We start from the raw sequence: 23,402 nt of genomic DNA on the forward strand, positions 1-23,402 counted from the left end.
TAACAAATATTAATATTTTTTGAATATTCAATAAATATTGAAAAAAATTATCTTTATTCAGCAGAGTTTTTTAAAAAAATTAGGCTTTATAGCCTTTTTACCACTTCTTTTTTGGGAATCTTTAATGACCACATCCCTCTTAGATCTCCTTGCTGGAACCCAGTCGCTTGATCTGCAGGATAAAGTTCTTTTATTGATTTTAAAACTTCACTGGAAATTTCGGTATTAGGATCACCATGGCAATTGGAACAAACCCCGCCAGGAAACATAATTGCCTTGGTGTATAAAAAAACTTCCCCATTCTCAACTTTTTGAATATTAGGTTTATTTTCAATTCCATTCTCAGCATTGTACGAATAGGCGTCTAAAATTAAGGCCTCATCAGAATCTGGTACATTCTGCGGATTTCTATTTTTAAATGCAACTCTTTTCAATTGTATCTCTTCTGTAGGAACCTTACTGGCAGTAATTGTCGAAGCATTTTCTTTACAAAATGCAATCGCATGCTCAAACCCTCCTTCCTCTATCGCTTTTTGAAGACTAGAAATCAGGTTCTTTTGGGCTTCTGAGGTCAATGAATCTCCCCAAATCATAGCCTCTTGAAGAATTTCTGCATCACTTAGCCGCTTTACTTCCATTGTCTTATTTACTTCATCGAATACTTCCTTTGAAACTCGCTCGCGAGGTCCACAGGAAATCAAAAATAAAAAAAGACCAAGAGTTAGATACGTGTTGTTCATTGTACATTAATTAAATAGGAGCAGATAAAACTACAAATAATCTGGAAGGTTTGTCATCATCCCTTCTAAGGATATTCGAGCAAATAAATTTGAAAACCATCGTCATTTGCTTATCTCTTACAATTAAAGAACTAGTAAATACCGTGTAGGTCACTTTGTCAAGTAAGGAATTCGCGTATTTTTGTTTTATTAATGCATCCCTCCTATGCGTAAAGCTTTTTACTTATTTATTGTTTGCCTACTCATCGGTAACTCACTTTTTGGACAAAGCTGGAAAAGAATGCAAAGCTGGGGCTTAGATCTAGAAGACATTACCTGGATTGACAATTTGGTAGGCTATGGAGGAGGAGAAAATCTATTGATCAAGACCGTTGATGGTGGACTTACTTGGGAAGAACAATTGATTCCCACAACCGCAAGGATTAATGATCTGGAATTTTGGAATGAGCAAATCGGGATAGCGATTGGTGAAGGAGGAGAACTATTAAGAACTCTGGATGGAGGAGTGGTTTGGAGTTCTATAGCTGGGCCCACTTCCTTGAACTTAAATGGAGTTTCTTTTATCAATGAAAACACCCTCCTTATAATCGGGGAATCCGGCACCATTTATAAAAGTGAGGACTTGGGTAATTCTTGGCAAAAAACTTCCTCAACTTCTGTCAAGCTGAATGACATTCATTTTATTAATGAGAATATTGGCTTTATCACCGGGGAAGAAGGAACTATACTCAAAACGATAGATGGAGGCACCACTTTCGAAAATTTGACTATTCCCGTGAACACCCAATTGAATGCAATCAATTTTTCGAGTGAAACAACCGGGTATGCAGTAGGGGATGAAGGATCTATTATAAAAACAGAGGATGGAGGTAATAGTTGGATAGTTTTAAACTCAGGTGTAAGTAATAACTTAAATGATATTGGATTCAGCCCTCTTAATTCTAATATTATTGTGGTAGTTGGGTCAGAAGCCACTGCTTTAAAATCTATCAATGCTGGAGTTACTTTTTCAAAAGCGAATCTAGGTTCAGGGAATTCAAGAAAGCTAAATGCGCTCGAATTTATTCCTGATTCAAACGTACTTTTGGCTGTTGGAGAAAATGGTTATGTGATCAGTTCAGGAAATGCCGGAAGTAATTATAGTACTAGATTAGCGGGGTACAGAAATGATTTTGGTTCTATTGACTTCAAATCTGAGCGGGTTGGGTATATAGCAGGACAGCAGGGAACAGTGTTTCTAACAACTAACGGAGCCACCTCAATTATTAATAGGTCACTACCTGAAGAAACAGACATCAATGCCATTTCGTTTTGGAATAATGGTTTTGGGTACGCCTCCAGTAACTCTGGCAAAGTATTTAGAACAAGTAATTCAGGATCATCTTGGGTATCCGTACCTGCAACTACCTCTGAGGATATCACTGGCTTCTATTTATTTGCACCTTCGGTACTGTATATAACTGGAACGAATGGGTATATCGCCAGATCCTTTAATTCAGGTGGAACCTGGGATTCTGAAATTGTCACAAATACGAACGAAAACCTGAAAGACGTTACTTACTTTGATTTCCAAGTCGGCTTTGCCATGGGAGAAAACGGGCAGATCAGTTGGACCAATGGAGGAAACACATGGGAAAATCTTCCTAAACTCAGTGAGCAACATTTAAACGCTTTAGCCAAGGTTGATTCCAGTACTGCTATTATTGTAGGAGATGGAGGTATTATTTTAAAATCAGAGGATTTAGCCAAAACCTGGAGAATCATTCCCACAGATATCACCGAAAACCTGAACTCTGTAGATTTTTGGGATGAAAATATTGGAATTATAGCAGGAGACAACGGGTTAACACTTCAAACCAAAGATGGAGGAGAGAGCTGGCTTCAAATAGAAACCGGTACAACCAGAAATTTGAATGCGGTCAGCATGGGAACATCATTAGTTGCATTTGCCGCAGGTGACGATGGCACTATTTTAAACTATACCTGTAGCACACCACCTGGGATTAGTGAAATAACAGGAGAAACGAGTGTGTGTCTTGGTAGTTCTACCTACCAAGTGAATGACCAAGCCATTTCAGGATCCCAAATAGTATGGAGAGTAGATGGAGGTGAAATTATTTCAGGACAAGGCACCTCCCAAGTGGAAGTAAACTGGAATAAGACAGGAAGACAAGGTCTATTTGTAAGCCGACAAAATTTCTGTGGTAATGGTGAAACCTCTGCATTAGAGGTAGAAGTGCTGTCCTCACCTACTTTAAACCTAGAAATAGAAGGCCTTGGTACCGTTTGTACGAATCAATCAGAGCTCTATACTTTACCTTCTGAGCAAGGAGTAATCTACATTTGGACAGCAGAAGGAGGAGAAATCCTTTCTGGACAAAACAGTTCTGAAATAGAGGTTCTTTGGCAAGATCAGGGTACACAAACACTTTCTGTGGTTTTGGAAAATACTTGTGGAAGTACAGCTCCCATTAGTAAAACTATTATAGTTGGAGCACCTCCTGAGCAGCCTAGTCTTATAGAAGGAGATCGACTAGTGGGATTCGGAGAAGCCTATTATACTATAGAACTACAGGAAGGAGTAGATTATCATTGGGAAATATCGGAAAATGGAGGCAGCATTCTATCTGGACAAGGAAGTTCTTCTGTAGTAGTGGATTGGAAATTGGAAGGAGATTTTATTTTAACAGTCACTCCCCAAAACAATTGCAATGAGGGAGAAGCCAGAGAACTTGAAGTTACAGTTAACATTATCACTGGGGTTGAACCCAAGCCAGATCTCTCCCTAATTTTTTATCCTAATCCTAGCCAAGGAAGTTTAACAATTACATCGGATAACTTATCCGATTACCAAGAAGTATCTATAATGAATGCTCTTGGACAAGAATTTATTCATTCAGTAATCCACGAAGGTCAGAGGGAAATCTATTTTACTGATTTGCCAAGAGGGTTGGCATTGATTCGATTACGAAATCATTCCAAAACAGTCGTGAAAAAGATTATAGTCAAGTAAATAATTGACAGGGCTAAATATTTTCTTCTCCCCTGACGATAACATATTGAAATAAATCTCCTACCACTCCATTTTTAATGAATCCTTTCTTTAGGATCGCTTCAGGGACGTATCCTGCTTTCTCCAAGACATTCATGGATTGCCCGTTGAAATCATAGATTTGAGCATACAATCGCTGAATATCAAATTTTTCAAAAATGTATTTGGTATACAGCTTTACCGCCTCATTGGCTATTCCCTTACCCCAAAAAGGCTCTCCTACCCAGAAACCTAATTCCATATTGGTTCTGAGTTCATCCTTTCCTCGCTCGGCTCCAATAGCTCCAGCTAATTTTCCCTCAAACTCAATGGCAAAATTCTGGGGTGGATTAAATTTTTGATTATGTTCTATCCAATGCCTTGCATCGTGAATTGTATAGGGTTGCGGAAAGCTATCCCTCAAATTCATCGCAATTTTCGGATTGTTGGCAAGAGGATAGAGTTGATGGAAATGAGATTCATTCCAAGTGACTAAGTTGATTCCTCTTTCTCCTGCGATGTTCATAAAAGTCGTTTGATTAATCCTTTAAGATACTATGGTTATCTCAAAAACAATAAAATTGCCAAAATTTCTATTTAAACAGACTTCCTAATTTTCTAAACCGGTTGATTGCATTTTTTCGAGGTTTTCCGCCATTCGTAATGCAGAAATAAAGTCCTCAATATGCCCATCCATCACATCTGGAAGGTTATAAACTGTTTTATTAATTCTATGATCTGTCACTCTTGATTGAGAATAATTGTAGGTCCTGATTTTATCAGATCTATCCCCACTTCCTACCATGGATTTTCTTTGAGCTCCTACTGTTTCATTATGTTTGGCCAGCTCAATCTCATAAATTCTGGATCTCAATACTTTCAAGGCCTTTTCAAAGTTTTTAATCTGGGACTTTTCATCCTGGCAAGTTACCACCAAACCTGTTGGAGCATGAGTCAATCGAACTGCTGAATAAGTAGTATTCACTGACTGTCCACCTGGACCTGAGGAACAAAAAGTGTCTTTTCTTACATCATTCATATCAAGGTGTACTTCCACCTCATCCATTTCCGGTAGTACCGCTACAGATGCGGCTGAAGTATGGACTCTACCTTGAGATTCGGTGGCAGGCACTCGTTGAACACGGTGTACTCCTGACTCATATTTAAGCATTCCGTAGACATCTGCCCCAGAAACTGTGGCGATAATTTCTTTATATCCTCCTGCTGAACCAAAAGTCAAATCGAGCACTGTTAATTTCCATCCTTGCATTTCGCAGAATCGCTCATACATTCTAAATAAGTCCCCTGCAAAGATAGCAGCCTCATCTCCTCCAGTACCACCGCGGATTTCAAGGATACAATCTTTGGAGTCATTCGGGTCTTTTGGAATTAATAACTGCTTCAAGTCCGCTTCCAGAACTTCCTTTCTATCCTTTAATTCCTCTATTTCAGCCTTGGCCATTTCACGGAAGTCAGGATCTTTTTCTTTATCCAGAATTTCTTTTGAACTGGTGATATTTTGAAGGACCAACTTGTACTCATCATAGACCTTCACAATTTTTTCCAAGTCTTTGTACTCCTTGGTCAGCTTGGCATATTTACTCATATCAGCCATGCTTTCCGGCAATACAATGAGCTGGCCAACTTCTTCAAATCGATCCTTTAGGGCTTGTAATTTATCTAGCATAGTTATTCTTTCGCATAGCAAAAGTAGGGAATTTTATCGGTTGCTAGAAAATACCAAAAAAGTATGACCTAAGAATTCTGTGGAATTTAGTAGTGCTCCCTTATTAAAATAAGTTTATAAAAAAGGCTGTCTGAACTAGACAGCCTTAGATTTTTATTCAACAGTAACTGACTTGGCCAAATTCCTCGGCTGGTCTACGTTACATCCACGCATCACTGCGATATGGTAAGATAGTAACTGAAGAGGTACCACAGCTACCAAAGGGACAAAGGCCTCATGGATAGCAGGAATCTCTATCACGTGATCTGCCATTCCTTTGACAGTCGTATCGCCTTCTGTAACTACTGCGATAACCTTGCCTTTTCTAGCTTTAACCTCCTGAATGTTGGATACAACTTTTTCATAGGAACTATCTTGCGTAGCAATAAAAATTACCGGCATTTCTTCATCTATCAATGCGATCGGACCATGCTTCATTTCTGCTGCTGGGTAGCCTTCCGCATGTATATATGAGATCTCTTTGAGCTTCAATGCACCTTCCAACGCCACAGGGAAATTATATCCTCTTCCCAGATATAAGGCATTTCTCACATCCTTATATTCCGAGGCAATGTATTGGATCACATCATTGGTCTTTAATGCAGTCTCCACTTTGGATGGAACAGATGCCAATTCATGCAATAATTGGATATATCTGCTTTCGGGTAATGTCCCTCTTTGGTAGCCCAATTTTAAAGCCATCATAGCCAAAACAGATATCTGAGCTGTAAATGCTTTGGTAGAAGCCACTCCAATTTCGGGGCCTGCGTGGGTATAGGAACCAGCATGGGTAGCCCTAGGAATTGAAGAACCTACCACATTACAAACTCCAAAAATGGTTGCACCTTTGGACTTTGCCAATTCAATTGCTGCCAAGGTATCGGCTGTTTCTCCGGATTGTGAAATGGCAATCACAAAATCTTTTTCACTAATCACGGGATTTCTATACCTGAATTCGGAAGCATATTCCACCTCCACAGGTACTCGAGCAAATTCTTCAAATAGGTATTCTGCTACTAAACCGGCATGCCAAGAGGTGCCGCAAGCAGTAATGATGATCCGTTCTGCATTTTGGAATTTATTCATATAGTCCCTCAATCCACCTAGGACCAACCTACCAGATTTTGCATCCAATCTACCTCTTAGGCAGTCTGCAATGGATTTGGGCTGTTCGTATATTTCTTTGAGCATAAAATGCTCATATCCACCTTTTTCGATAGCTTCCAGCTCCAATTCCAATTGATTGATATAAGGATTGGTTTCCACATTTTCAATCGTTTTGATTTGAAGCCTATTGTCTCGAATCACGGCGATTTCATAATCATCCAGATACACTACCTTGTTGGTATATTCAATAATTGGAGTAGCATCGGAGGCCAAAAAGTATTCATCTTCACCTATCCCAATTACCAAAGGAGAACCTTTTCTAGCGGCAATCAAGGTATCAGGTTCATCTTTATTGATTAAGACTATAGCATATGCCCCAACTACTTTATGAAGTGCCAACCTTAAGGCCTCTTCTAGGCTACAGTCGTTATTGGCATAGATATCTTCAATAAACTTGATGAATACTTCCGTATCGGTTTCACTTTGAAATTGATATCCTTTTTTCTCCAGATCCTTTTTTAGGACTTCATAATTTTCGATAATCCCATTATGAATAATCGCCAAATGCTCCGAAGAAGAATAGTGAGGATGTGCATTCACATCATTGGGCTCCCCATGAGTAGCCCAACGGGTATGCCCTATCCCTATCTTGGAACGGAGATTTCCATTATCCTGTAGGTGTTTTTCCAATTCGGAAACCTTCCCTTTCTTCTTATAGATCCCTAATCCTTGATCATCTAAAAGTGCGACTCCAGCACTATCATACCCCCTATATTCTAATCGACGAAGTCCTTTGATGATAATAGGCAAAGCCTCTTGCTGGCCTACATATGCAACAATTCCACACATATTTAAAAATTCTTTAGTATTATTTGAACTTGCACAAATAAACATCATTCATGTCAAAAAAAATAGCCGACTTCTTAAAAATAAAGAAGTCGGCCTTTAATATTTATTAAAATCTGGTGTTACCTAATTTTGGAATAGATAACCCGGACTTTTACTTTATCACTACCCACTTTGAATTGTCTTAAAGACTCCCGGAATGGATCATTATTTATACCAATAGGGCTACTAATATAACCTCCATAAATCAACCAATCTCTTCTTGTTAATTGACCTCTGAAAACAGCATTCACATGCGAGGTAATTAATTCAGAATAAGAATTTGATTCAGAATCAAATTTTATTGAGGCAGGAGCAGTTACATTTGGAACAACATCTCCATCTTCATTTGTGTAAACTTGAGATTGCCCATCTGCTTGTACCGTAAAATAAACTGTGTTAGTACCTTGCAAGAAATTATTATTGGCATCCGTGAAATACATTGCAAGAGAAGATGGGGGTGTTTGACCTTCTGAAACTTCCTCGATCTCTCCAATAGTCAACAGCACTTGATTAAATGTAACGCCAGATAAGGTATCCAAAAAAGCATCTAAAGGACTCGTATCCAATCTAATCATCATACCAAGTCCAGACTTCAAACCTACCGTAGATCCAGTAGAATAATTTTTTCCCGGTTCCGTAACCACACTAGTCGGCGTATTACTTCTGTCGCTATCCACATTATTGAAATATCTGGAAGAAGTGGTATTGATTTCATAAGAAGAAGAAACCGTATCCCCGGGATAATGAAAATAAGTAACTATCCTCGTTTTTTCATTCAAATCGATTCCAAAAGAAGTATTATCTCCCTCTCTTCCTTTGAAGGCCATTCCAGGCAAATATTCTCTGAACTTGAAAATATCTTCAAACTCTACCCCTCTTTTGATTTTACCAAATAACTCTTCCTGAAATTCCTCATTGACAGTCATGGATACCACAGTATCCCTAACTTCTCCAAATACAAATTCACCGGTTGCGATTGGATTTTCTTCATAGGCCAGTTTATCAAAACTATAATAAACCGTATCTAGAATTGGCTCTGACAAACGGTGGATAGAAAGAAGTTTTGGCTCATCTAGATTTGATCCATTCACACTAATAACGTCTACCTCAAACAACATAGAATCCAAAAACGCTTCAGATTCTGGTCGCTTTGCTGCAGTATTAAAATACATACGAGTATAACCTGTCCCCTCTGTTCTACCGAAATAGTCGTCCTCTTCCACCCCAACTATCAAGTTTCCTTTGTTGGTAGTATTAAACGAATCCAACAACACCACCTCTGCAGGGAATTCGAACTCCTCGAAAAACACACCAATCTGGTCGTTTCCGGGACCGAGCTCGATACCTACAGAGGCGGGGTCGCTACAAGAATTTGTTAGAATAATGGACAAGAGGGCCAAAAAGGCCAATTTAACCGGCGAGACTTGTGTAGATGCCGTATAGCTCTTCATGAGCTTGTTCTTCTGCTTCGATGCTGATTTCAAACTTCTTGTCTTTTGAGAAATCCTCTATTAGTTGGTTCAATTTATCTGACACTTCGGCGCCTTTCACCACCATGTCTGCATATTGCATACCCATGCTGATAAAGCCTTCGAAGTCTTTGCTTTTCAAAGGTGCTAAAATAGTATCATCTATGTCTACCATCTTAACCTTGTTTAACAAATCATCGCCAAAGGTATGAGAAAATCCGTTGTTATAAATAGCAAACACAGATTTCGTCTCCTTAAATAAAGGTTCGTTTTTATAGGTGGTTTTCAAATACATTGGAATCAAGCTGGTCATCCAGTCATTACAATGTACGATATCAGGTGCCCAACCCAATTTTTTTACAGTTTCGATTACTCCTTTACAGAAGAAAATGGCTCTTTCATCATTATCTTCATAAAACTTCTGCTGCTTATCGTGGAATACACTCTTCCTTTGGAAGTAATCTTCATTATCGATAAAGTAAACCTGAAGTTTAGCGTTTGGAATAGACGCAACTTTAATTACTAATGGCTTTTCCTCTTCTCCTACTGCGATGTTGATTCCTGAGAGTCGGACTACTTCATGTAGTCTGTTTTTTCTTTCATTGATCAAACCGAATCTTGGAACCAAAATACGAATCTCCATTCCGCGCTCTTGCATAGCTTGAGGAAGCGATCTTAGGAAATTGGCTACTTCGGAAGTTTCGAGAAAAGGGTTGATTTCACTGGCAACGTAGAGAATACGTAGTTTAGACATGCTCTTTGGATTTTAGCGTTATTAGGTGATAAACAACGATACAAAGATAATAAAAAAAGCCCAAAACGCATTGTTTTTCTAAATATTAATCTACTTTTGCGGCTATTTACCTATCAAACACCCTTTTCCCTTGCAGGTATTCAATAATGAAGCCAAATGGCATACTTACTGGATTAAAACCCTTCAAACGCATAAATCAATAGGATTTGTCCCAACCATGGGAGCTCTTCACGAAGGTCATTTAGAATTGATCAAAGCATCAAAAAAAACCTGTGACATCACTGTAGTTTCCATATTCGTCAATCCTATTCAGTTTAATAATGCGGAGGATTTCGAGAAATATCCCGTCTTGACCGACCAGGATTTATCTTTATTGAGACAGGAAGAAGTAGATTATGTTTTTCTACCGTCCAAGGAAACCATTTATCCAGAATCCCCGGTTTTAAGCTTCAATTTTGGACATTTGGAAAACGTATTGGAAGGGGAATTTAGACCAGGTCATTTTAGTGGGGTAGGAATTATCGTATCCAAACTATTTAATATTATACGACCCACCATTGCATTTTTTGGGCAAAAAGACCTTCAACAAGTTGCCATCATCAAAAGATTGGTGTTAGACCTTTCTTTTCCATTAAAAATAAAGGTCGTTCCTACCAAAAGGGAACAAGATGGATTGGCACTTTCATCTAGAAACATGAGGTTATCTTCTATTGAAAGAGAAAAGGCCCTGCTTCTAATAAACAGTTTAATTCAAGCAAAGAATGAACTATTGACCGGCAAAAGTTGGTTGGAGGTTCGGAACAAAGTTCGGCAATCATTTGAGGAAGAGCCGCTGACGCAATTAGAGTACTTTGAACTGGTTCACCCTGAAACATTTGAGGTTTTCAGAGAATTTGATCCACATAAAAAGTCCGCCATTTGCGTGGCCTCGTTTGTAGGAATTGTCAGATTAATAGACAACCTATCAATTAATCCTTAATTTTGCGGCAAATTTCAAACAATGCATATTCAGGTATTAAAGTCCAAGATACACCGAGTTAAAATTACTCAAGCGGAACTCAATTATGTAGGATCAATCACCATCGATGAGGATTTGATGGATGCAGCAAATCTGATCGAAAACGAAAAAGTGCAGATTGTCAATGTGAACAATGGCGAGCGATTGGAAACTTACGTAATTAAAGGAGAAAGAGGAAGCGGTCAAGTTTGTCTAAATGGACCCGCTGCAAGAAAAGCACAAGTAGGGGATGTAGTCATTATCATATCCTATGCAGGAATGGAACTAGAGGAAGCTAAACAACACAAACCAGTGTTAGTATTCCCTGACGATAGCAATAATATCATTTGATGATTAATCAAAAACTTAAACAATGGATCCAGATCGCAATTTCTTTGGGAATAGCTATCTGGATTTTTTGGTTCTTATACAAAGATATCGCGATCGAGAGTTTACTCGAGCAACTTCAATCCAGTAATTGGTTTTGGATTGGAACCTCCATTTTTGTTTCATTTTTTGGATACTTTCTGAGAGGCTGGAGATGGACGTTATTGATTCATCCCGAACAAGGAGAGAAAGTTACTCCTGCTCGTGCTTATCATGCGACCATGATAGGTTACTTGGTCAATCTTTTAATACCTCGAGCAGGTGAAGTTGCCAAATGCGGAGTACTGAATAGAACAAATGGTATTTCTATGGGCCACTTACTGGGAACAGTCATTTTGGAAAGAAGTGTAGACCTATTGTGCCTCGTGGGCACCATCCTTTTGGCGTTCATTTTACAAAACTCTTTGTTTCTTGAACTTGCAGGACAATTAGTCAACTTTGATGATCTTTTGGAAAGCCTGAGATCTAATCTACCGATCGTCATTGGAGGCATCCTAATTCTAATCCTGGTATTTCGGTTTATATTGAAGAGGTTCCGAGATCATGGACTCATCAATAAAATCCAACATTTCATCCGCGAAATGGGTGGTGGAATTAAGAGAATTAACCAACTAGAAAATCCACTTGGGTTTTGGCTAAGCTCAGTTGTACTCTGGGTGATCTATTTTCTTACTATGTATACGGTATCTCTTGGAATCGAAAGTACTGCCAATTTGTCCTCGGGAGAAGTTCTTTTAGTCATGGTTATGGGAAGTATTGGCATGGTAGCACCCGTTCAAGGTGGTATTGGAACCTTTCACGCACTTGTGGCCTTTATTTTGATCCAACTTGGAGTAACCGAGGTAGATGGTAAAATTTTCGCAGCCATCATCCATGGCACCCAATTAATTCTTGTTTTGGTACTGGGAATTATTAGTTGGCTTTCTATGATGAAATTGCCAACTTGGAAACAACCCGAACAAACATAAATCGTTATCAATAGCAAACTAATAAACTATGATTTTCCTAATTGTAATTGTCTTTGCAATTGCCGGCTTTGCGGTCAGCAATCGATTAAAAAGCAAATTCAAAAAATACTCTCAAATCAGTCTGGAGGCAAATCTATCCGGAGCTGACATTGCTAAACTAATGCTTGCGGACAATAATATCCATGATGTACAAGTAGTCTGTGTAGAGGGTCAGTTAACTGACCATTACAATCCTGCTAATAAAACAGTCAATCTTAGCCCAGATGTATATTATGGAAGAAATGCCGCCGCTGCTGCAGTTGCCTCCCATGAATGCGGTCACGCAGTACAGCATGCCACTTCTTATGCCTGGCTCAACTTGCGATCTACTCTGGTCCCTATTCAAAATAGCGCTAGTAAGATTCTGAATATTGTATTGATTGCCTCTTTATTTGGAGGCTTTGCATTAGGGTTGCCTGTACCATTCATTGGATATATTGTAGTGGGATCCTATTCTGTGATTACTCTATTTACTATTGTCACCCTACCTGTAGAGTTTGATGCTAGTAATCGGGCACTTGCTTGGGTGAAAAACAGAAACATTGTAACCCCATCAGAATATGAAATGTCCAAAGATGCCTTAAAATGGGCTGCAATGACCTACGTAGTGGCAGCTTTGGCCTCCATTACTACTCTTGCGTATTATATTATGGTGTTTTTTGGAAATAGAGATTGATCCAGATCAAATAAGAATTTCGAAGAGGGGCAAGCTTTTGTCCCTCTTCTTTTTTTGCTATATCTTCCTAAATAAGATCATAAACCCAATTATTGAATATGAATTTTCAATTAACAGAAGAACATTTAGCAGTTAAAGAAGCGGCAAAAGAATTTACCCAAACTGAGCTTTTACCTGGAGTCATTGAAAGAGACACCCATGCTATTTTTCCAAAAGAACAGGTTAAAAAGATGGGGGAACTGGGATTTTTAGGAATGATGGTAGATCCCAAATACCATGGCGGAGGAATGGACACACTTTCTTATGTAATAGCGATGGAGGAATTATCTAAAGTAGATGCTTCTGCCTCTGTTGCCATGTCCGTCAATAATTCTTTGGTATGCTGGGGTCTGGAAAAATATGGTACCGAAGAGCAAAAGGAAAAATATCTAAAACCATTAGCAGCAGGTGAGGTTCTGGGGGCATTTTGCCTTTCCGAACCAGAGGCAGGATCAGATGCCACTTCCCAAAGAACAGAAGCTGTATTAAATGGAGATCATTACCTACTCAATGGAACAAAAAACTGGATCACCAATGGTTCCTCTGCAAGCATATATTTAGTCATTGCCCAAACCCATCCAGAATTAGGACATAAGGGCATTTCTGTATTTATAGTTGAAAAAAACTGGGAAGGGTTTGTGGTTGGTAAAAAAGAAGATAAATTGGGCATCAGAGGATCCGACACCCATAGCTTAATGTTTTCCGACGTTAAAGTTCCTTTAGAAAATAGAATTGGAGAAGAAGGATTTGGGTTTACGTTTGCAATGGAAACCTTAAACGGAGGTCGAATCGGAATTGCTGCTCAAGCGCTAGGGATCGCTGCAGGAGCCTATGAATTAGCCTTGGCCTATTCGAAAGAACGGAAAGCTTTTGGAAAACCGATCAGCCAACATCAAGCTATCCAGTTTAAACTGGCAGATATGGCTACCCAGATTGAAGCGGCAAGACTACTTGTTTACAAGGCAGCTTGGACCAAAGATCAGGGAGAAGATTACTCGCAAGCTTCAGCGATAGCAAAATTATATGCTTCCCAAGTAGCAATGGATGTGACAGTAGAGGCTATCCAAATTCATGGAGGCTATGGTTACGTCAAAGAGTACCATGTAGAACGATTGATGAGAGATGCAAAAATCACTCAAATTTATGAGGGTACCTCCGAAATTCAAAAAATTGTAATATCCAGAGGGATATTGAGATAATCCAGTTTTTTCTAATTATCAGAGGGTATAATAACATAAAATTATACCCTACTTTTATTTTTATATACCTTTTATCAAATTTTTACGTTAATAAGTAAGAAAAATCATATTTTTGTTTTCTGTTTTTCTACTAATAAATAATGGAATATTACAACAAAGTAATTGAATCAATAAATGTCCGCTTCTTAAGGGGTAATAATTATCGCGTGGAAAAGCCTGCGACAATTGTAAATTATGAAGAACCAGACAATACCCTAGTTTTATTACACCATGGTACCCTGAAATTTGGGGAGGACCAGGAGTTGGTAAACGAAGGAGAGGTTTTGTTTTTACCAGGAGGTCAAAAGACCGTTCTTACCATAGGTGGAAGTGCTAAAAAAAGTGAAATTAATCTAGATCAGTTTACTGAATCGAAGAAAAAACACCTTCAAAGTTTAAGTTTTAGGGAGATCAAAAATACAGAAGACGACTGTATCTCTATGGTCAGTTTTGAATCTAAGGTTTTTGACGTTGTCAATTTCTTCAACTCACTGGACATCCCTCCTTTTATTATCCGCTTTAATGATCGCTTGGCAACCATTATTGAGGACCTAATGAAGGAAATGGAGCAAACTCACGTGGGTAGAGAAAGAGCATTAAAGTCTCTTACCGAAATCCTTGTGATAGAATTGCTTAGACACATCCTCAAAAACAGGTTGTTCTTGGAGGAGCTTTCTACCAACTCCACTTATTTTAAAGATCCAAGATTGATAGATCTTTTCAATTACATCAAAACCAATTTGGGAGGAGATCTATCCAATAAAATTCTTGCCAAAGTAGCCAATGTTTCTGAAGACTATGTTGGTCAGTATTTCAAAATGTTGACAGGCATTAACCCGCAAGATTACATTGAATACCAGCGAATGGAGGCGGCTGTGGAATTACTCAGAACCACCAAGAAATCTATTCGGGATATTGGTAAAGAAGTGGGCTATAAAGACACCGCTTATTTCTGTAGAAGATTTAAGATGATGTATGGAGTACCTGCTGGAAAAATGCGAAGAAGAGAATCCTTAATTAACGTTTAAGGATAGATTATATAAAGATTTATAGTTTAAGACCTCGGCCAAAAAGCCGGGGTCTTTTTCTATGGAGTTTCCTACTACAATTAAGTCTGCACCAGCTTCATAGCTTTTTTTAAGTTTATCTAAACTATCAATGCCTCCTCCTACAATGACTGGACAAGGAACTTCCTTCTTGACCAACTCAATAACTTGAGGAGACACTTGACTTTTCGCCCCACTACCTGCGTCAAGAAACACATACTTCATCCCTAAAAAATGACCTGCCAAAGCAGTATCTTTCACTAAATTGGATTGAGAGTTTAGGATAGGCAATGTTTGACTCACCGCATGAACACTTGTGATTTCACCGTCATTGACCAATAGATAGGCCGTTGGCAAAACCTCTATTCCCAATTTGGAAATCTTGGGAGCCGCAGCAATTTGTTGACCTATGAGGTAATCTGGATTTCTTCCAGAAATCAGAGAAAGAAACAAAATCGCATCTGCGTCTTTAGACACTTGTAACTGGGATCCTGGAAAAATCACAACAGGAATTGTTCCCGCAATCTGGCTGACTGTACGTACCACCAGCGAAAAGTTTTTTTTATCGGTGCTACTCCCTCCGACAAATATCAAATCCAATTCAGAATCTTTTACCCAAGAAAAATTCTCAGCCAACATTTCTGGATCATGACATTTGTCTGGATCAATCAACCAAGCCAGACCTTTTTTGTTGGACTGTTTTATCCCAGCCAATAACTCACTGACTTTCTTTTTCTCCTTTTCCAGCATCTTCTGAAGCCTGATCACTAAACAAATTTGGAAGGTATTTTTCCTTGGCGTATGCCAATCCCAACACTAACAATCGCTGACTTAAGGAAGGCCAAAAGCCACCAGACTTGGCTTTGCTTTTAATTTTATCTTCCAACTCTTCGGTTAGCAACCCTTCTTTTTCTAACAAAGCCAAGACTTTCTCTGTATTCCTGTTTTTCTTCCTCTTTTTGGTTTTTAGGATTGCAAAGGCAATCAGCCCACCCGCTAAAGCCAAACCCCCAATTTTCACCCATTCTTCAGAGTCCTTTTTAAGTAACTCTAATTGCTTCGCCAAAGTCTGCTCCAGCTCTTCAGCCTTTTTTTCAAGCTCCTGGTTCATCTTCTTTTCTTTTGACTTTTCTAGCATTCAAAATAAATATCTTCAGCCCGTCCTGTACATTTCTCTGGATAGTTTTTGAATATCGAGTATAGTATAAAAAGCCCAGAAAAGCGAGATACATCAAACCAACCAGCAAAAATCCCATGTACGGAGATTGGGTATATTGACTTAAATAAAAAGCCAAGGAGAAACTAAAGAACAACAAGACCAAAAGGAAAACTGCACACATAAAGAGGAGCAGGACCAATCTGGAAACTATCCCTAAAAATTCTTCTTGGACTTCTAGTTTTACGATGTCTATTTTAGTTTCTACAATTCCTTTTAAGGTTTGTATGATTTCTCCAATCTTTAGCATAAAGGCAAAATTCGGTTCCGATTTATGTCACAATATACTTGAAATCGAAAGAGCAAAAAAATCATGTAGTCTGGCCGACCTCTTGTTGGTAGTATTTAAACCTCAAAACCAGTTCCAGGGCAAAGGCTATTGCCTGATTTATCGGCAATTGTTTGCAAAGAGATTCGTCAATTTCTTCCAGGTACATATAAAATTTTGAAGCACTTGGAATGGGTAAATCCTCGTTTATTCTCTTTGTAACAGCCAAAAAAGCTTCCTGCTTTTGTTCTTTTAAAGTTTTACAAATAATAATATCCTTTTGACCATACTTATTCTTTCTGGCAGAAGCAGCAAAAAGCCTACAGATCATACCTCGATTTACATAATTGGTACAATATCCCATTCTGCCTGAAATGGAATTGGTTCGGTATACGATACAATTGCCTTGGTCATCTCCAGATTCAATGAGACTTAGGATGGTTTCTGCCAATCCCTTATTAAAAAAATCAAATGCTAATGGTAGAAACTCCAATGCTGAAGCTGGAATTTGGGGGTTAGCGCAGCAAGCGCCACATCCTGAAAGACAACTTAAGCCACTCCCGGAAGTAAATTGCTTTGCTTCCTCCTCTAGCTCTTTGAAAACTTTCAATACGGCCAGAGACTTTTCTTCGAGATTCAACGATATGTTCAAATAGTGCGCAAATCTACAGAAAGGAATGACACAAAGTTCAAATACAAGAACTTAATTTTTCAAACTGATTTACAGATATTTATCAAAATAATATTAGTAATAACTAGGCACTGACTGTCCTTTTTTGACTGGAGATCGTTTTCTTTAATAAACGATTTAAAATATGAGCAATACGGACGAACAAAACCATGAAGATAGAATCCGACAGGCTTTTAAAGAAAGGGATTGGAATGAAATCAAAAGTTCTGATTCTTGGGTGATTTTTAAAGTGATGTCAGAATTTGTGGAAGGATTTGAAAAGCTGGCTAAAATTGGACCCTGTGTTTCTGTTTTTGGTTCTGCTAGAACTCCCCGCGATCATCACCACTACAAAATGGCCGAAGAAATTGCTGCCAAACTAGTACGACATGGATATGGGGTAATCACCGGTGGTGGCCCAGGAATCATGGAAGCGGGGAACAGAGGAGCCCATTCTGAAGGAGGAAAATCAGTAGGATTAAATATTGAACTTCCTTTCGAACAATTCAACAACATCTACATAGACAGAGACAAGCTTTTAACCTTTGATTATTTCTTTGTCAGAAAAGTAATGTTTGTAAAATATTCTCAAGGGTTTGTGGTACTTCCTGGAGGATTCGGTACCATGGACGAATTCTTTGAGGCCTTAACCCTAATACAGACCAATAAAATCGGAAGATTCCCCATTGTATTAGTAGGAAAGAACTATTGGACAGGATTGTTGGATTGGATCAAAAACACAATTTTGGAAAATAATTACATCAATGAAGAAGACCTAGAGCTTTTCAGCATAGTAGAAGATGCTACAGAAGCGGTTAAAGTAATTGATGATTTCTACAGCAAATACCTTCTTAGTCCTAATTTCTAATGTCCCAAAAAAATCTAATTCCAATTTATGCGTTAGTAGTCTTGTCTATTGGACTCGCTACTTATGCAGTATTCAAAACTTCTTCTTCAACCACATCATTTTTTAATCCAGTTGCCAGTGAGGGAGTCCTTCAGTCTATGCCTCGCCCCTCTAGAGACTCTTTGATGTTGTTTGACATTCCGTCGCAACTTTCGTTTGCAGGCGAAGAGGTCCCTCTGAATATTCCGGATGTAAAAGAAAGATTGGAAAGAGAAATATATGTGAATGCATACTGGCAGTCTAACATGATTCTTTTAATGAAACGATCTTCTAAATTTTTACCGGAAATTGAAGCCATCTTAAAAGAAAATGGAGTTCCTGATGATTTCAAATATTTGGCCATGGCTGAATCAGGATTGATGAATGTAGCTTCACCTGCCGGAGCCAAAGGCTTTTGGCAATTTCTTTCCTCCACAGGGAAAGAATATGGTTTAGAGATTTCCAAAGATGTAGATGAGAGATACCACCTACAAAAATCCACAGTGGCTGCAAGTAAATACCTCAAGAAAGCTCATCAAAAATTCGGTGACTGGACTGCAGTGGCTGCAAGTTATAATATGGGACAGACGGGCTTTGCAAGACGACAATCAGAGCAGCTGCAACAAAACTACTATGACCTGTACTTGAATGATGAAACCAGCAGGTATATGTTTAGAATTCTGGCCTTCAAAGTAATTTTTGAAAACCCAGGGGAATTTGGCTTCCACCTCCGAGAGTCTGATTTCTACCAAAACCCTGTAATGAAGACTGTTTCAGTATCATCAGATATAAAAAACCTGGCCAATTGGGCTAAAAATGAAGGTAGCAGCTATAAAGAATTGAAATTGTACAACCCTTGGCTAAGGGATAAAAACTTAAATGTAAGAAGAGGAAAATCTTATGAGATCATCCTTCCTAAATAGAAGAACTGATTTCTCTCAACTTCCTATTTTAATTAGTTAATTTGGTTAACCACACGACCTTAAACTACTAAGAATGAAAAGAAGAGATTTTATTAACTTATCAGCCATGAGTGCTGGAGCCAGCATTATGGCAGGCGGCATCGCATGTGAATCTAAAGAAGTTAACCACCTTAATACATCTCCATTGGAACAACTCAGCTCAAGAACTACCGACATTCAACTAATTACTGTAGAAGAAAGAAAGTCAAGAATAGCCAAGGCACAGGACCTAATGAATAGCATTGGAATGAAAGCCATTCTACTCGACGGCGGCACTTCTTTAGATTATTTTACTGGAATCAAATGGGGTGGGAGCGAACGGCCGATGGTTGCCCTGATTCCAGCATCTGGAGAAGTAAGCTATGTTTGCCCGGGCTTTGAAGAGGATCGATTAAAAGAACTCATCAAGATTGGCGACCGAGTTTACCCTTGGCAAGAAGATGAAAGTCCATACTTACAGATTAAACAGGCCCTTAGCGATTTTGGAATTACCAGCGGAAATGTAGGAATGGAGGAGAGAGTCCGTTTTTTCATTGTGGATGGATTGAAGAAAGTAGCTCCATCCTTAAACCTGATCAGCGCGGACCCTGTTACAATTCCATGCCGCCTCATTAAATCTCCAGCAGAGATCGCCTTGATGCAAAGAGCCACTGAAATCACGATTGAGGCAATGACCCTAGGTTTAACCTTCCTAAAAGAAGGTGGCAGCCCGTCAGACTTTTCCTCTGCTGTAGCACAAGCCCACCAGAAAATGGGCGCTCAACATGCATTTGCCTTAGCCAATTTTGGAGAAGCATCTGCTTTCCCACACGGGAGTATACAACCCCAAATCCTTAAAAAGGGAGATGTAGTCCTAATAGATTGCGGGTGCGAAGTAGAAGGGTACAATTCTGATATCAGTAGGACTATCGTATTTGGAGCTGAACCTACCGCAAGGCAGCAGGAAATCTGGGATTTGGAAAAAGAAGCACAGGCAGCTGGATTTGCGGCGGCCCAACTAGGAGCTACCCTAGGTGAGGTAGACGCTGCCGCGAGAAAAGTAATTACCGATGCAGGTTTTGGCCCCGGATATCAATTACCTGGATTGCCACATCGGACAGGACATGGAATTGGCATGGATGGCCATGAATGGGGAAATGCTGTAAAAGGAAATACTATGATCCTCAAACCTGGCATGTGCTTTAGCATAGAGCCTAATATCTCCATCGTAGGGGAGTTTGGGGTTAGACACGAAGATTGTGTTTATATGACAGAATCTGGTCCAAAATGGTTTTCTCAACCAAGTCCTTCTATCAGTCAACCTTTTGCTTAAGGACGATACCTTAGAGATAAGAACCTTCTTTTTGAAGGAAAATGTCTGAAAATGTAACAACCAAGCTAAAAGCCGGTTACATTTTAGAATTCGACTACCTCTTACCCTCTAAATTTCGTACCTTTGCCGACTGTATTTGCCAAGCGATTTATGAGTCAATCTACTTCTAATCAAGAAGAATTTATTGAGATTTTTGGTGCCAGAGAGCATAATCTAAAAAACTTAGACCTAAAAATTCCACGAAATAAATTAGTGGTAGTAACAGGACTGAGCGGAAGTGGAAAAAGCTCCTTAGCTTTTGATACGATTTATGCGGAAGGTCAAAGAAGGTATATGGAGTCTTTCTCCGCCTACGCTAGATCTTTTTTGGGAGGCATGGAAAGGCCTGATGTAGATAAAATCAATGGGCTGTCACCGGTAATTGCTATTGAGCAAAAAACCACCTCTAAGAACCCAAGGTCTACCGTCGGTACCGTCACGGAAATTTATGATTTTATGCGTTTGCTCTACGCAAGAGCTGGAGAAGCATTCTCCTACTTGACCGGCGCAAAAATGATTCGACAAACCGAAGATCAAATCATAGAGCAATTATTTTCAAACTTTGCCAATAAGAAACTCTACTTATTGGCCCCAGTGGTCAAAGGACGAAAAGGCCATTACCGTGAGCTTTTTGAACAGATCCGAAAAATGGGTTTTTCCAAAGTTCGGGTAGATGGAGTAGTGTTGGATATGGTCCCCAAAATGCAGGTGGACCGATACAAAATACATGATATTGAAATAGTCATCGACCGCATCGTTGCAGAAGAATCAGATAGATATCGTATTACCCAATCCTTGAAATCTGCTTTGCAACATGGGAAAGGTGTGATGATGGTTCGGGATGAAGAAGGGGAAATCCATCATTTTTCCAAATACTTAATGGATCCAGAAACAGGCTTATCATACGATGAACCTGCCCCTAATAACTTTTCATTCAATAGCCCTTATGGAGCTTGCCCTACCTGTAATGGATTAGGCATCAAAGAAGAAATTACCCGGGAAAGCATTATTCCCGATCCTAACCTAAGTATTACCAGAGGAGGAATAGCTCCTTTGGGAGAGTATCGCGATATCTGGATTTTCAAAAAAATTGAAGCGCTCCTCAAGCATTACAAGTGCTCTATGAGTTCCCCTATCAAAGATCTTCCTGAAGAAGTAGTGGAAATTTTACTTAATGGAGATAAAATGGAAGTAGCGGTAGATTCTGTGAAATATCCCGGGACCAAATGGCATACCACGTTTGAAGGAATTATCAATTTCCTCCAAAAATACCAGGAAGGTAGCTCAGACAAAATCCAGGAATGGGTCAGTGAGTTTACCACTACCCAAATTTGCCCCGACTGTGATGGATATCGCTTAAAAAAAGAATCCCTTCATTTCAAGATCGACGACAAACACATTGGTCAACTTGCCGTTATGGACATCCGTGGATTAGGTGAGTGGTTTGAGGGCTTGGAAGATCGACTTACTGATAAGCAAAATATTATCGCTAATGAAGTTTTAAAGGAAATCAGAAAACGTATCGGTTTTCTTTTGGATATCGGTCTGGATTACCTTTCCTTAAACAGACCTTTAAGAACCTTATCGGGAGGAGAGGCTCAAAGAATTCGACTGGCTACCCAAATAGGCACCCAGCTCGTCGGTGTACTTTACATCTTGGATGAACCTAGCATAGGCCTGCACCAACGTGATAATGTCAAACTGATTAAAGCCCTTCAAAATTTACGGGACCTTGGTAATTCTGTTTTGGTGGTGGAGCATGACAAAGACATGATGTTGGAGTCTGATTTTGTCCTAGACATGGGGCCTGGCGCGGGAAGACATGGAGGACATGTAGTTGCTTCTGGCACTCCTAGAGAAGTGTTGAGTTCTTCTGGAAGTACAGCTAAATACCTACAAGGCAAGCTTGGGAATGCCATTCCAGAAGTAAGAAGACCGGGAAAAGGAAAAGAACTGGTACTTCAAGGTGCATCTGGAAACAACTTAAAAAATGTGGATTTAAGACTTCCTCTAGGTACGATGATCTGTATTACTGGGGTTTCAGGGAGTGGTAAAAGTACGTTAATCCACGAAACTTTATATCCTTTATTAAGCCAGGAATTCTACCGCTCCAAGAAAGATCCCATGCCTTATAAAAGCATTGATGGGCTTAATGACCTGGATAAGGTAATTGAAGTGGATCAATCACCTATTGGTAGAACTCCAAGATCCAACCCTGCTACCTATACTGGAGTATTTTCAGATATTCGAAAATTGTTTACAGAGTTACCTGAAGCCAAAATCAGAGGCTACAAACCAGGTCGTTTCTCCTTCAATGTCAAAGGAGGAAGATGTGAAGACTGCGAAGGCGCAGGGATGAAATTAATCGAAATGGACTTCCTACCGGATGTGCACATCCCATGTGAAACCTGCAAAGGGAAGAGATACAATAGAGAAACCCTTGAAATCAGATTTAAAGGAAAATCAATTTCTGATGTCTTGGATATGACCGTGGAGCAAGCAGTAGAGTTTTTTGAAAACCAGCCAAAAATATTGCGAAAAATCAGCACTCTCAATGATGTAGGCTTAGGCTATATAACCTTAGGCCAGCATGCTACCACACTTTCTGGAGGGGAGGCACAGCGGGTAAAATTGGCAACAGAGTTATCCAAAAAAGATACTGGAAAAACCTTTTATATTTTGGATGAGCCAACTACAGGACTTCATTTTCAGGATATTGACCTGTTGATGCTGGTTTTAAACAGATTAGTAGACAAAGGCAATACAGTGTTGATCATTGAACATAATATGGACGTGATCAAAATGGCTGACTATATTGTAGACCTAGGTCCTGAGGGTGGAAATAAGGGGGGCACCATCGTAGATCAGGGAACTCCTGAACATGTTGCGAAAAATTCGAAAAGCCATACCGCTAAGTTTTTAAGATTGGAATTAAATAACTGAT

The 23,402-nt window shown here is 39.3% G+C and carries 21 protein-coding genes; 11 read left to right on the forward strand and 10 right to left on the reverse strand.

Annotation, left to right across the window (positions count from 1 at the left end):
- Positions 1–86 precede the first annotated feature (86 nt).
- Positions 87–740, reverse strand: coding sequence for a Tll0287-like domain-containing protein (locus tag JYB62_RS12810; protein ID WP_205645829.1), 654 nt, complete (start codon positions 738–740; stop codon positions 87–89).
- A 205-nt stretch (positions 741–945) separates the two neighbouring features.
- Between JYB62_RS12810 and JYB62_RS12815 the strand changes: the two genes are divergently transcribed.
- On the forward strand, positions 946–3,753 hold the full coding sequence (locus JYB62_RS12815) for a YCF48-related protein (RefSeq protein WP_205645830.1): 2,808 nt from the start codon (positions 946–948) through the stop codon (positions 3,751–3,753).
- 13 nt (positions 3,754–3,766) lie between these two features.
- Here JYB62_RS12815 and JYB62_RS12820 read toward each other — a convergent pair whose 3' ends face one another.
- The 5 genes from JYB62_RS12820 to JYB62_RS12840 all read right to left on the reverse strand — a co-directional run bounded on the left by JYB62_RS12820 (position 3,767) and on the right by JYB62_RS12840 (position 9,715).
- Positions 3,767–4,297, reverse strand: coding sequence for a GNAT family N-acetyltransferase (locus JYB62_RS12820; protein ID WP_205645831.1), 531 nt, complete (start codon positions 4,295–4,297; stop codon positions 3,767–3,769).
- A gap of 84 nt (positions 4,298–4,381) precedes the next feature.
- Complete coding sequence (gene prfA / locus JYB62_RS12825; RefSeq protein WP_205645832.1) at positions 4,382–5,458, reverse strand: peptide chain release factor 1; 1,077 nt, start codon at positions 5,456–5,458, stop codon at positions 4,382–4,384.
- A 153-nt stretch (positions 5,459–5,611) separates the two neighbouring features.
- Positions 5,612–7,453, reverse strand: coding sequence for a glutamine--fructose-6-phosphate transaminase (isomerizing) (glmS, locus tag JYB62_RS12830; RefSeq protein WP_205645833.1), 1,842 nt, complete (start codon positions 7,451–7,453; stop codon positions 5,612–5,614).
- A gap of 119 nt (positions 7,454–7,572) precedes the next feature.
- Positions 7,573–8,943 carry a DUF4270 family protein gene (locus JYB62_RS12835; protein ID WP_205645834.1) on the reverse strand — a complete coding sequence of 457 codons (1,371 nt, stop codon included), beginning with the start codon at positions 8,941–8,943 and terminating at the stop codon, positions 7,573–7,575.
- Positions 8,903–9,715: a glycogen/starch synthase gene (locus tag JYB62_RS12840; RefSeq protein ID WP_205645835.1), complete on the reverse strand. Its 813-nt coding sequence runs from the start codon at positions 9,713–9,715 to the stop codon at positions 8,903–8,905. The genes JYB62_RS12835 and JYB62_RS12840 overlap by 41 nt, the downstream gene beginning before the upstream one ends.
- 130 nt (positions 9,716–9,845) lie before the next feature.
- On the opposite strand from JYB62_RS12840, the gene panC reads away from it, so the two are divergent.
- From panC to JYB62_RS12870, 6 genes are all read left to right on the forward strand, one after another.
- Positions 9,846–10,694, forward strand: a complete 849-nt coding sequence (panC, locus tag JYB62_RS12845; protein WP_205645836.1) for a pantoate--beta-alanine ligase — start codon at positions 9,846–9,848, stop codon at positions 10,692–10,694.
- A 21-nt stretch (positions 10,695–10,715) separates the two neighbouring features.
- A complete protein-coding gene (gene panD / locus JYB62_RS12850) occupies positions 10,716–11,063 on the forward strand; it encodes an aspartate 1-decarboxylase (RefSeq protein WP_205645837.1) in 348 nt (115 codons plus the stop codon).
- Positions 11,063–12,067: a lysylphosphatidylglycerol synthase transmembrane domain-containing protein gene (locus JYB62_RS12855; protein ID WP_205645838.1), complete on the forward strand. Its 1,005-nt coding sequence runs from the start codon at positions 11,063–11,065 to the stop codon at positions 12,065–12,067. Before panD ends, JYB62_RS12855 begins: the two co-directional genes overlap by 1 nt.
- A gap of 28 nt (positions 12,068–12,095) precedes the next feature.
- Positions 12,096–12,782: a zinc metallopeptidase gene (locus JYB62_RS12860; protein WP_205645839.1), complete on the forward strand. Its 687-nt coding sequence runs from the start codon at positions 12,096–12,098 to the stop codon at positions 12,780–12,782.
- Positions 12,783–12,880: 98 nt separating this feature from the next.
- Positions 12,881–14,020, forward strand: coding sequence for an acyl-CoA dehydrogenase (locus JYB62_RS12865; RefSeq protein WP_205645840.1), 1,140 nt, complete (start codon positions 12,881–12,883; stop codon positions 14,018–14,020).
- 140 nt (positions 14,021–14,160) lie between these two features.
- On the forward strand, positions 14,161–15,087 hold the full coding sequence (locus JYB62_RS12870; RefSeq protein WP_074225619.1) for an AraC family transcriptional regulator: 927 nt from the start codon (positions 14,161–14,163) through the stop codon (positions 15,085–15,087).
- Here the strand turns inward: JYB62_RS12870 and JYB62_RS12875 are convergent.
- The 4 genes from JYB62_RS12875 to JYB62_RS12890 all read right to left on the reverse strand — a co-directional run bounded on the left by JYB62_RS12875 (position 15,073) and on the right by JYB62_RS12890 (position 17,241).
- Entirely contained in the window at positions 15,073–15,855 is a 783-nt protein-coding gene (locus JYB62_RS12875) for a geranylgeranylglyceryl/heptaprenylglyceryl phosphate synthase (protein WP_205645841.1), read from the reverse strand. The two genes, JYB62_RS12870 and JYB62_RS12875, sit on opposite strands and share 15 nt — an antisense overlap.
- The gene (locus JYB62_RS12880) at positions 15,824–16,216 is read right to left on the reverse strand and encodes a hypothetical protein (protein WP_205645842.1); all 393 of its coding nucleotides are present in this window, start codon (positions 16,214–16,216) and stop codon (positions 15,824–15,826) included. Before JYB62_RS12880 ends, JYB62_RS12875 begins: the two co-directional genes overlap by 32 nt.
- Positions 16,200–16,571, reverse strand: a complete 372-nt coding sequence (locus JYB62_RS12885) for a phage holin family protein (protein ID WP_205645843.1) — start codon at positions 16,569–16,571, stop codon at positions 16,200–16,202. Before JYB62_RS12885 ends, JYB62_RS12880 begins: the two co-directional genes overlap by 17 nt.
- A gap of 61 nt (positions 16,572–16,632) precedes the next feature.
- Positions 16,633–17,241 (reverse strand): YkgJ family cysteine cluster protein, encoded by a 609-nt coding sequence (locus JYB62_RS12890; protein ID WP_243431566.1) that lies wholly within the window; start codon positions 17,239–17,241, stop codon positions 16,633–16,635.
- Positions 17,242–17,404: 163 nt separating this feature from the next.
- On the opposite strand from JYB62_RS12890, the gene JYB62_RS12895 reads away from it, so the two are divergent.
- The 4 genes from JYB62_RS12895 to uvrA all read left to right on the forward strand — a co-directional run bounded on the left by JYB62_RS12895 (position 17,405) and on the right by uvrA (position 23,401).
- Positions 17,405–18,127, forward strand: coding sequence for an LOG family protein (locus JYB62_RS12895; protein ID WP_205645844.1), 723 nt, complete (start codon positions 17,405–17,407; stop codon positions 18,125–18,127).
- Positions 18,127–19,068, forward strand: a complete 942-nt coding sequence (locus tag JYB62_RS12900) for a lytic transglycosylase domain-containing protein (protein WP_205645845.1) — start codon at positions 18,127–18,129, stop codon at positions 19,066–19,068. The genes JYB62_RS12895 and JYB62_RS12900 overlap by 1 nt, the downstream gene beginning before the upstream one ends.
- A 73-nt stretch (positions 19,069–19,141) precedes the next feature.
- Positions 19,142–20,419: a M24 family metallopeptidase gene (locus JYB62_RS12905; protein WP_205645846.1), complete on the forward strand. Its 1,278-nt coding sequence runs from the start codon at positions 19,142–19,144 to the stop codon at positions 20,417–20,419.
- 150 nt (positions 20,420–20,569) lie between these two features.
- Positions 20,570–23,401, forward strand: a complete 2,832-nt coding sequence (gene uvrA, locus JYB62_RS12910; protein WP_205646626.1) for an excinuclease ABC subunit UvrA — start codon at positions 20,570–20,572, stop codon at positions 23,399–23,401.
- The last annotated feature ends 1 nt before the right edge of the window (position 23,402 follow it).

It is taken from the genome of Algoriphagus lutimaris (assembly GCF_017051705.1).
In the GTDB taxonomy this organism is placed as follows: Bacteria; Bacteroidota; Bacteroidia; order Cytophagales; family Cyclobacteriaceae; genus Algoriphagus; species Algoriphagus lutimaris.

Bases quoted from the DNA above. Each gene is read 5' to 3' on its own strand.
- JYB62_RS12835 (WP_205645834.1), bottom strand. From the start codon at position 8,943: ATGAAGAGCTATACGGCATCTACACAAGTCTCGCCGGTTAAATTGGCC.
- JYB62_RS12905 (WP_205645846.1), top strand. From the start codon at position 19,142: ATGAAAAGAAGAGATTTTATTAACTTATCAGCCATGAGTGCTGGAGCC.
- JYB62_RS12875 (WP_205645841.1), bottom strand. From the start codon at position 15,855: ATGCTGGAAAAGGAGAAAAAGAAAGTCAGTGAGTTATTGGCTGGGATA.
- JYB62_RS12865 (WP_205645840.1), top strand. From the start codon at position 12,881: ATGAATTTTCAATTAACAGAAGAACATTTAGCAGTTAAAGAAGCGGCA.
- JYB62_RS12840 (WP_205645835.1), bottom strand. From the start codon at position 9,715: ATGTCTAAACTACGTATTCTCTACGTTGCCAGTGAAATCAACCCTTTT.
- JYB62_RS12870 (WP_074225619.1), top strand. From the start codon at position 14,161: ATGGAATATTACAACAAAGTAATTGAATCAATAAATGTCCGCTTCTTA.
- JYB62_RS12895 (WP_205645844.1), top strand. From the start codon at position 17,405: ATGAGCAATACGGACGAACAAAACCATGAAGATAGAATCCGACAGGCT.
- JYB62_RS12810 (WP_205645829.1), bottom strand. From the start codon at position 740: ATGAACAACACGTATCTAACTCTTGGTCTTTTTTTATTTTTGATTTCC.
- JYB62_RS12820 (WP_205645831.1), bottom strand. From the start codon at position 4,297: ATGAACATCGCAGGAGAAAGAGGAATCAACTTAGTCACTTGGAATGAA.
- JYB62_RS12900 (WP_205645845.1), top strand. From the start codon at position 18,127: ATGTCCCAAAAAAATCTAATTCCAATTTATGCGTTAGTAGTCTTGTCT.
- panD (WP_205645837.1), top strand. From the start codon at position 10,716: ATGCATATTCAGGTATTAAAGTCCAAGATACACCGAGTTAAAATTACT.
- JYB62_RS12885 (WP_205645843.1), bottom strand. From the start codon at position 16,571: ATGCTAAAGATTGGAGAAATCATACAAACCTTAAAAGGAATTGTAGAA.
- JYB62_RS12880 (WP_205645842.1), bottom strand. From the start codon at position 16,216: ATGAACCAGGAGCTTGAAAAAAAGGCTGAAGAGCTGGAGCAGACTTTG.
- JYB62_RS12815 (WP_205645830.1), top strand. From the start codon at position 946: ATGCGTAAAGCTTTTTACTTATTTATTGTTTGCCTACTCATCGGTAAC.
- prfA (WP_205645832.1), bottom strand. From the start codon at position 5,458: ATGCTAGATAAATTACAAGCCCTAAAGGATCGATTTGAAGAAGTTGGC.
- JYB62_RS12860 (WP_205645839.1), top strand. From the start codon at position 12,096: ATGATTTTCCTAATTGTAATTGTCTTTGCAATTGCCGGCTTTGCGGTC.
- JYB62_RS12855 (WP_205645838.1), top strand. From the start codon at position 11,063: ATGATTAATCAAAAACTTAAACAATGGATCCAGATCGCAATTTCTTTG.
- uvrA (WP_205646626.1), top strand. From the start codon at position 20,570: ATGAGTCAATCTACTTCTAATCAAGAAGAATTTATTGAGATTTTTGGT.
- glmS (WP_205645833.1), bottom strand. From the start codon at position 7,453: ATGTGTGGAATTGTTGCATATGTAGGCCAGCAAGAGGCTTTGCCTATT.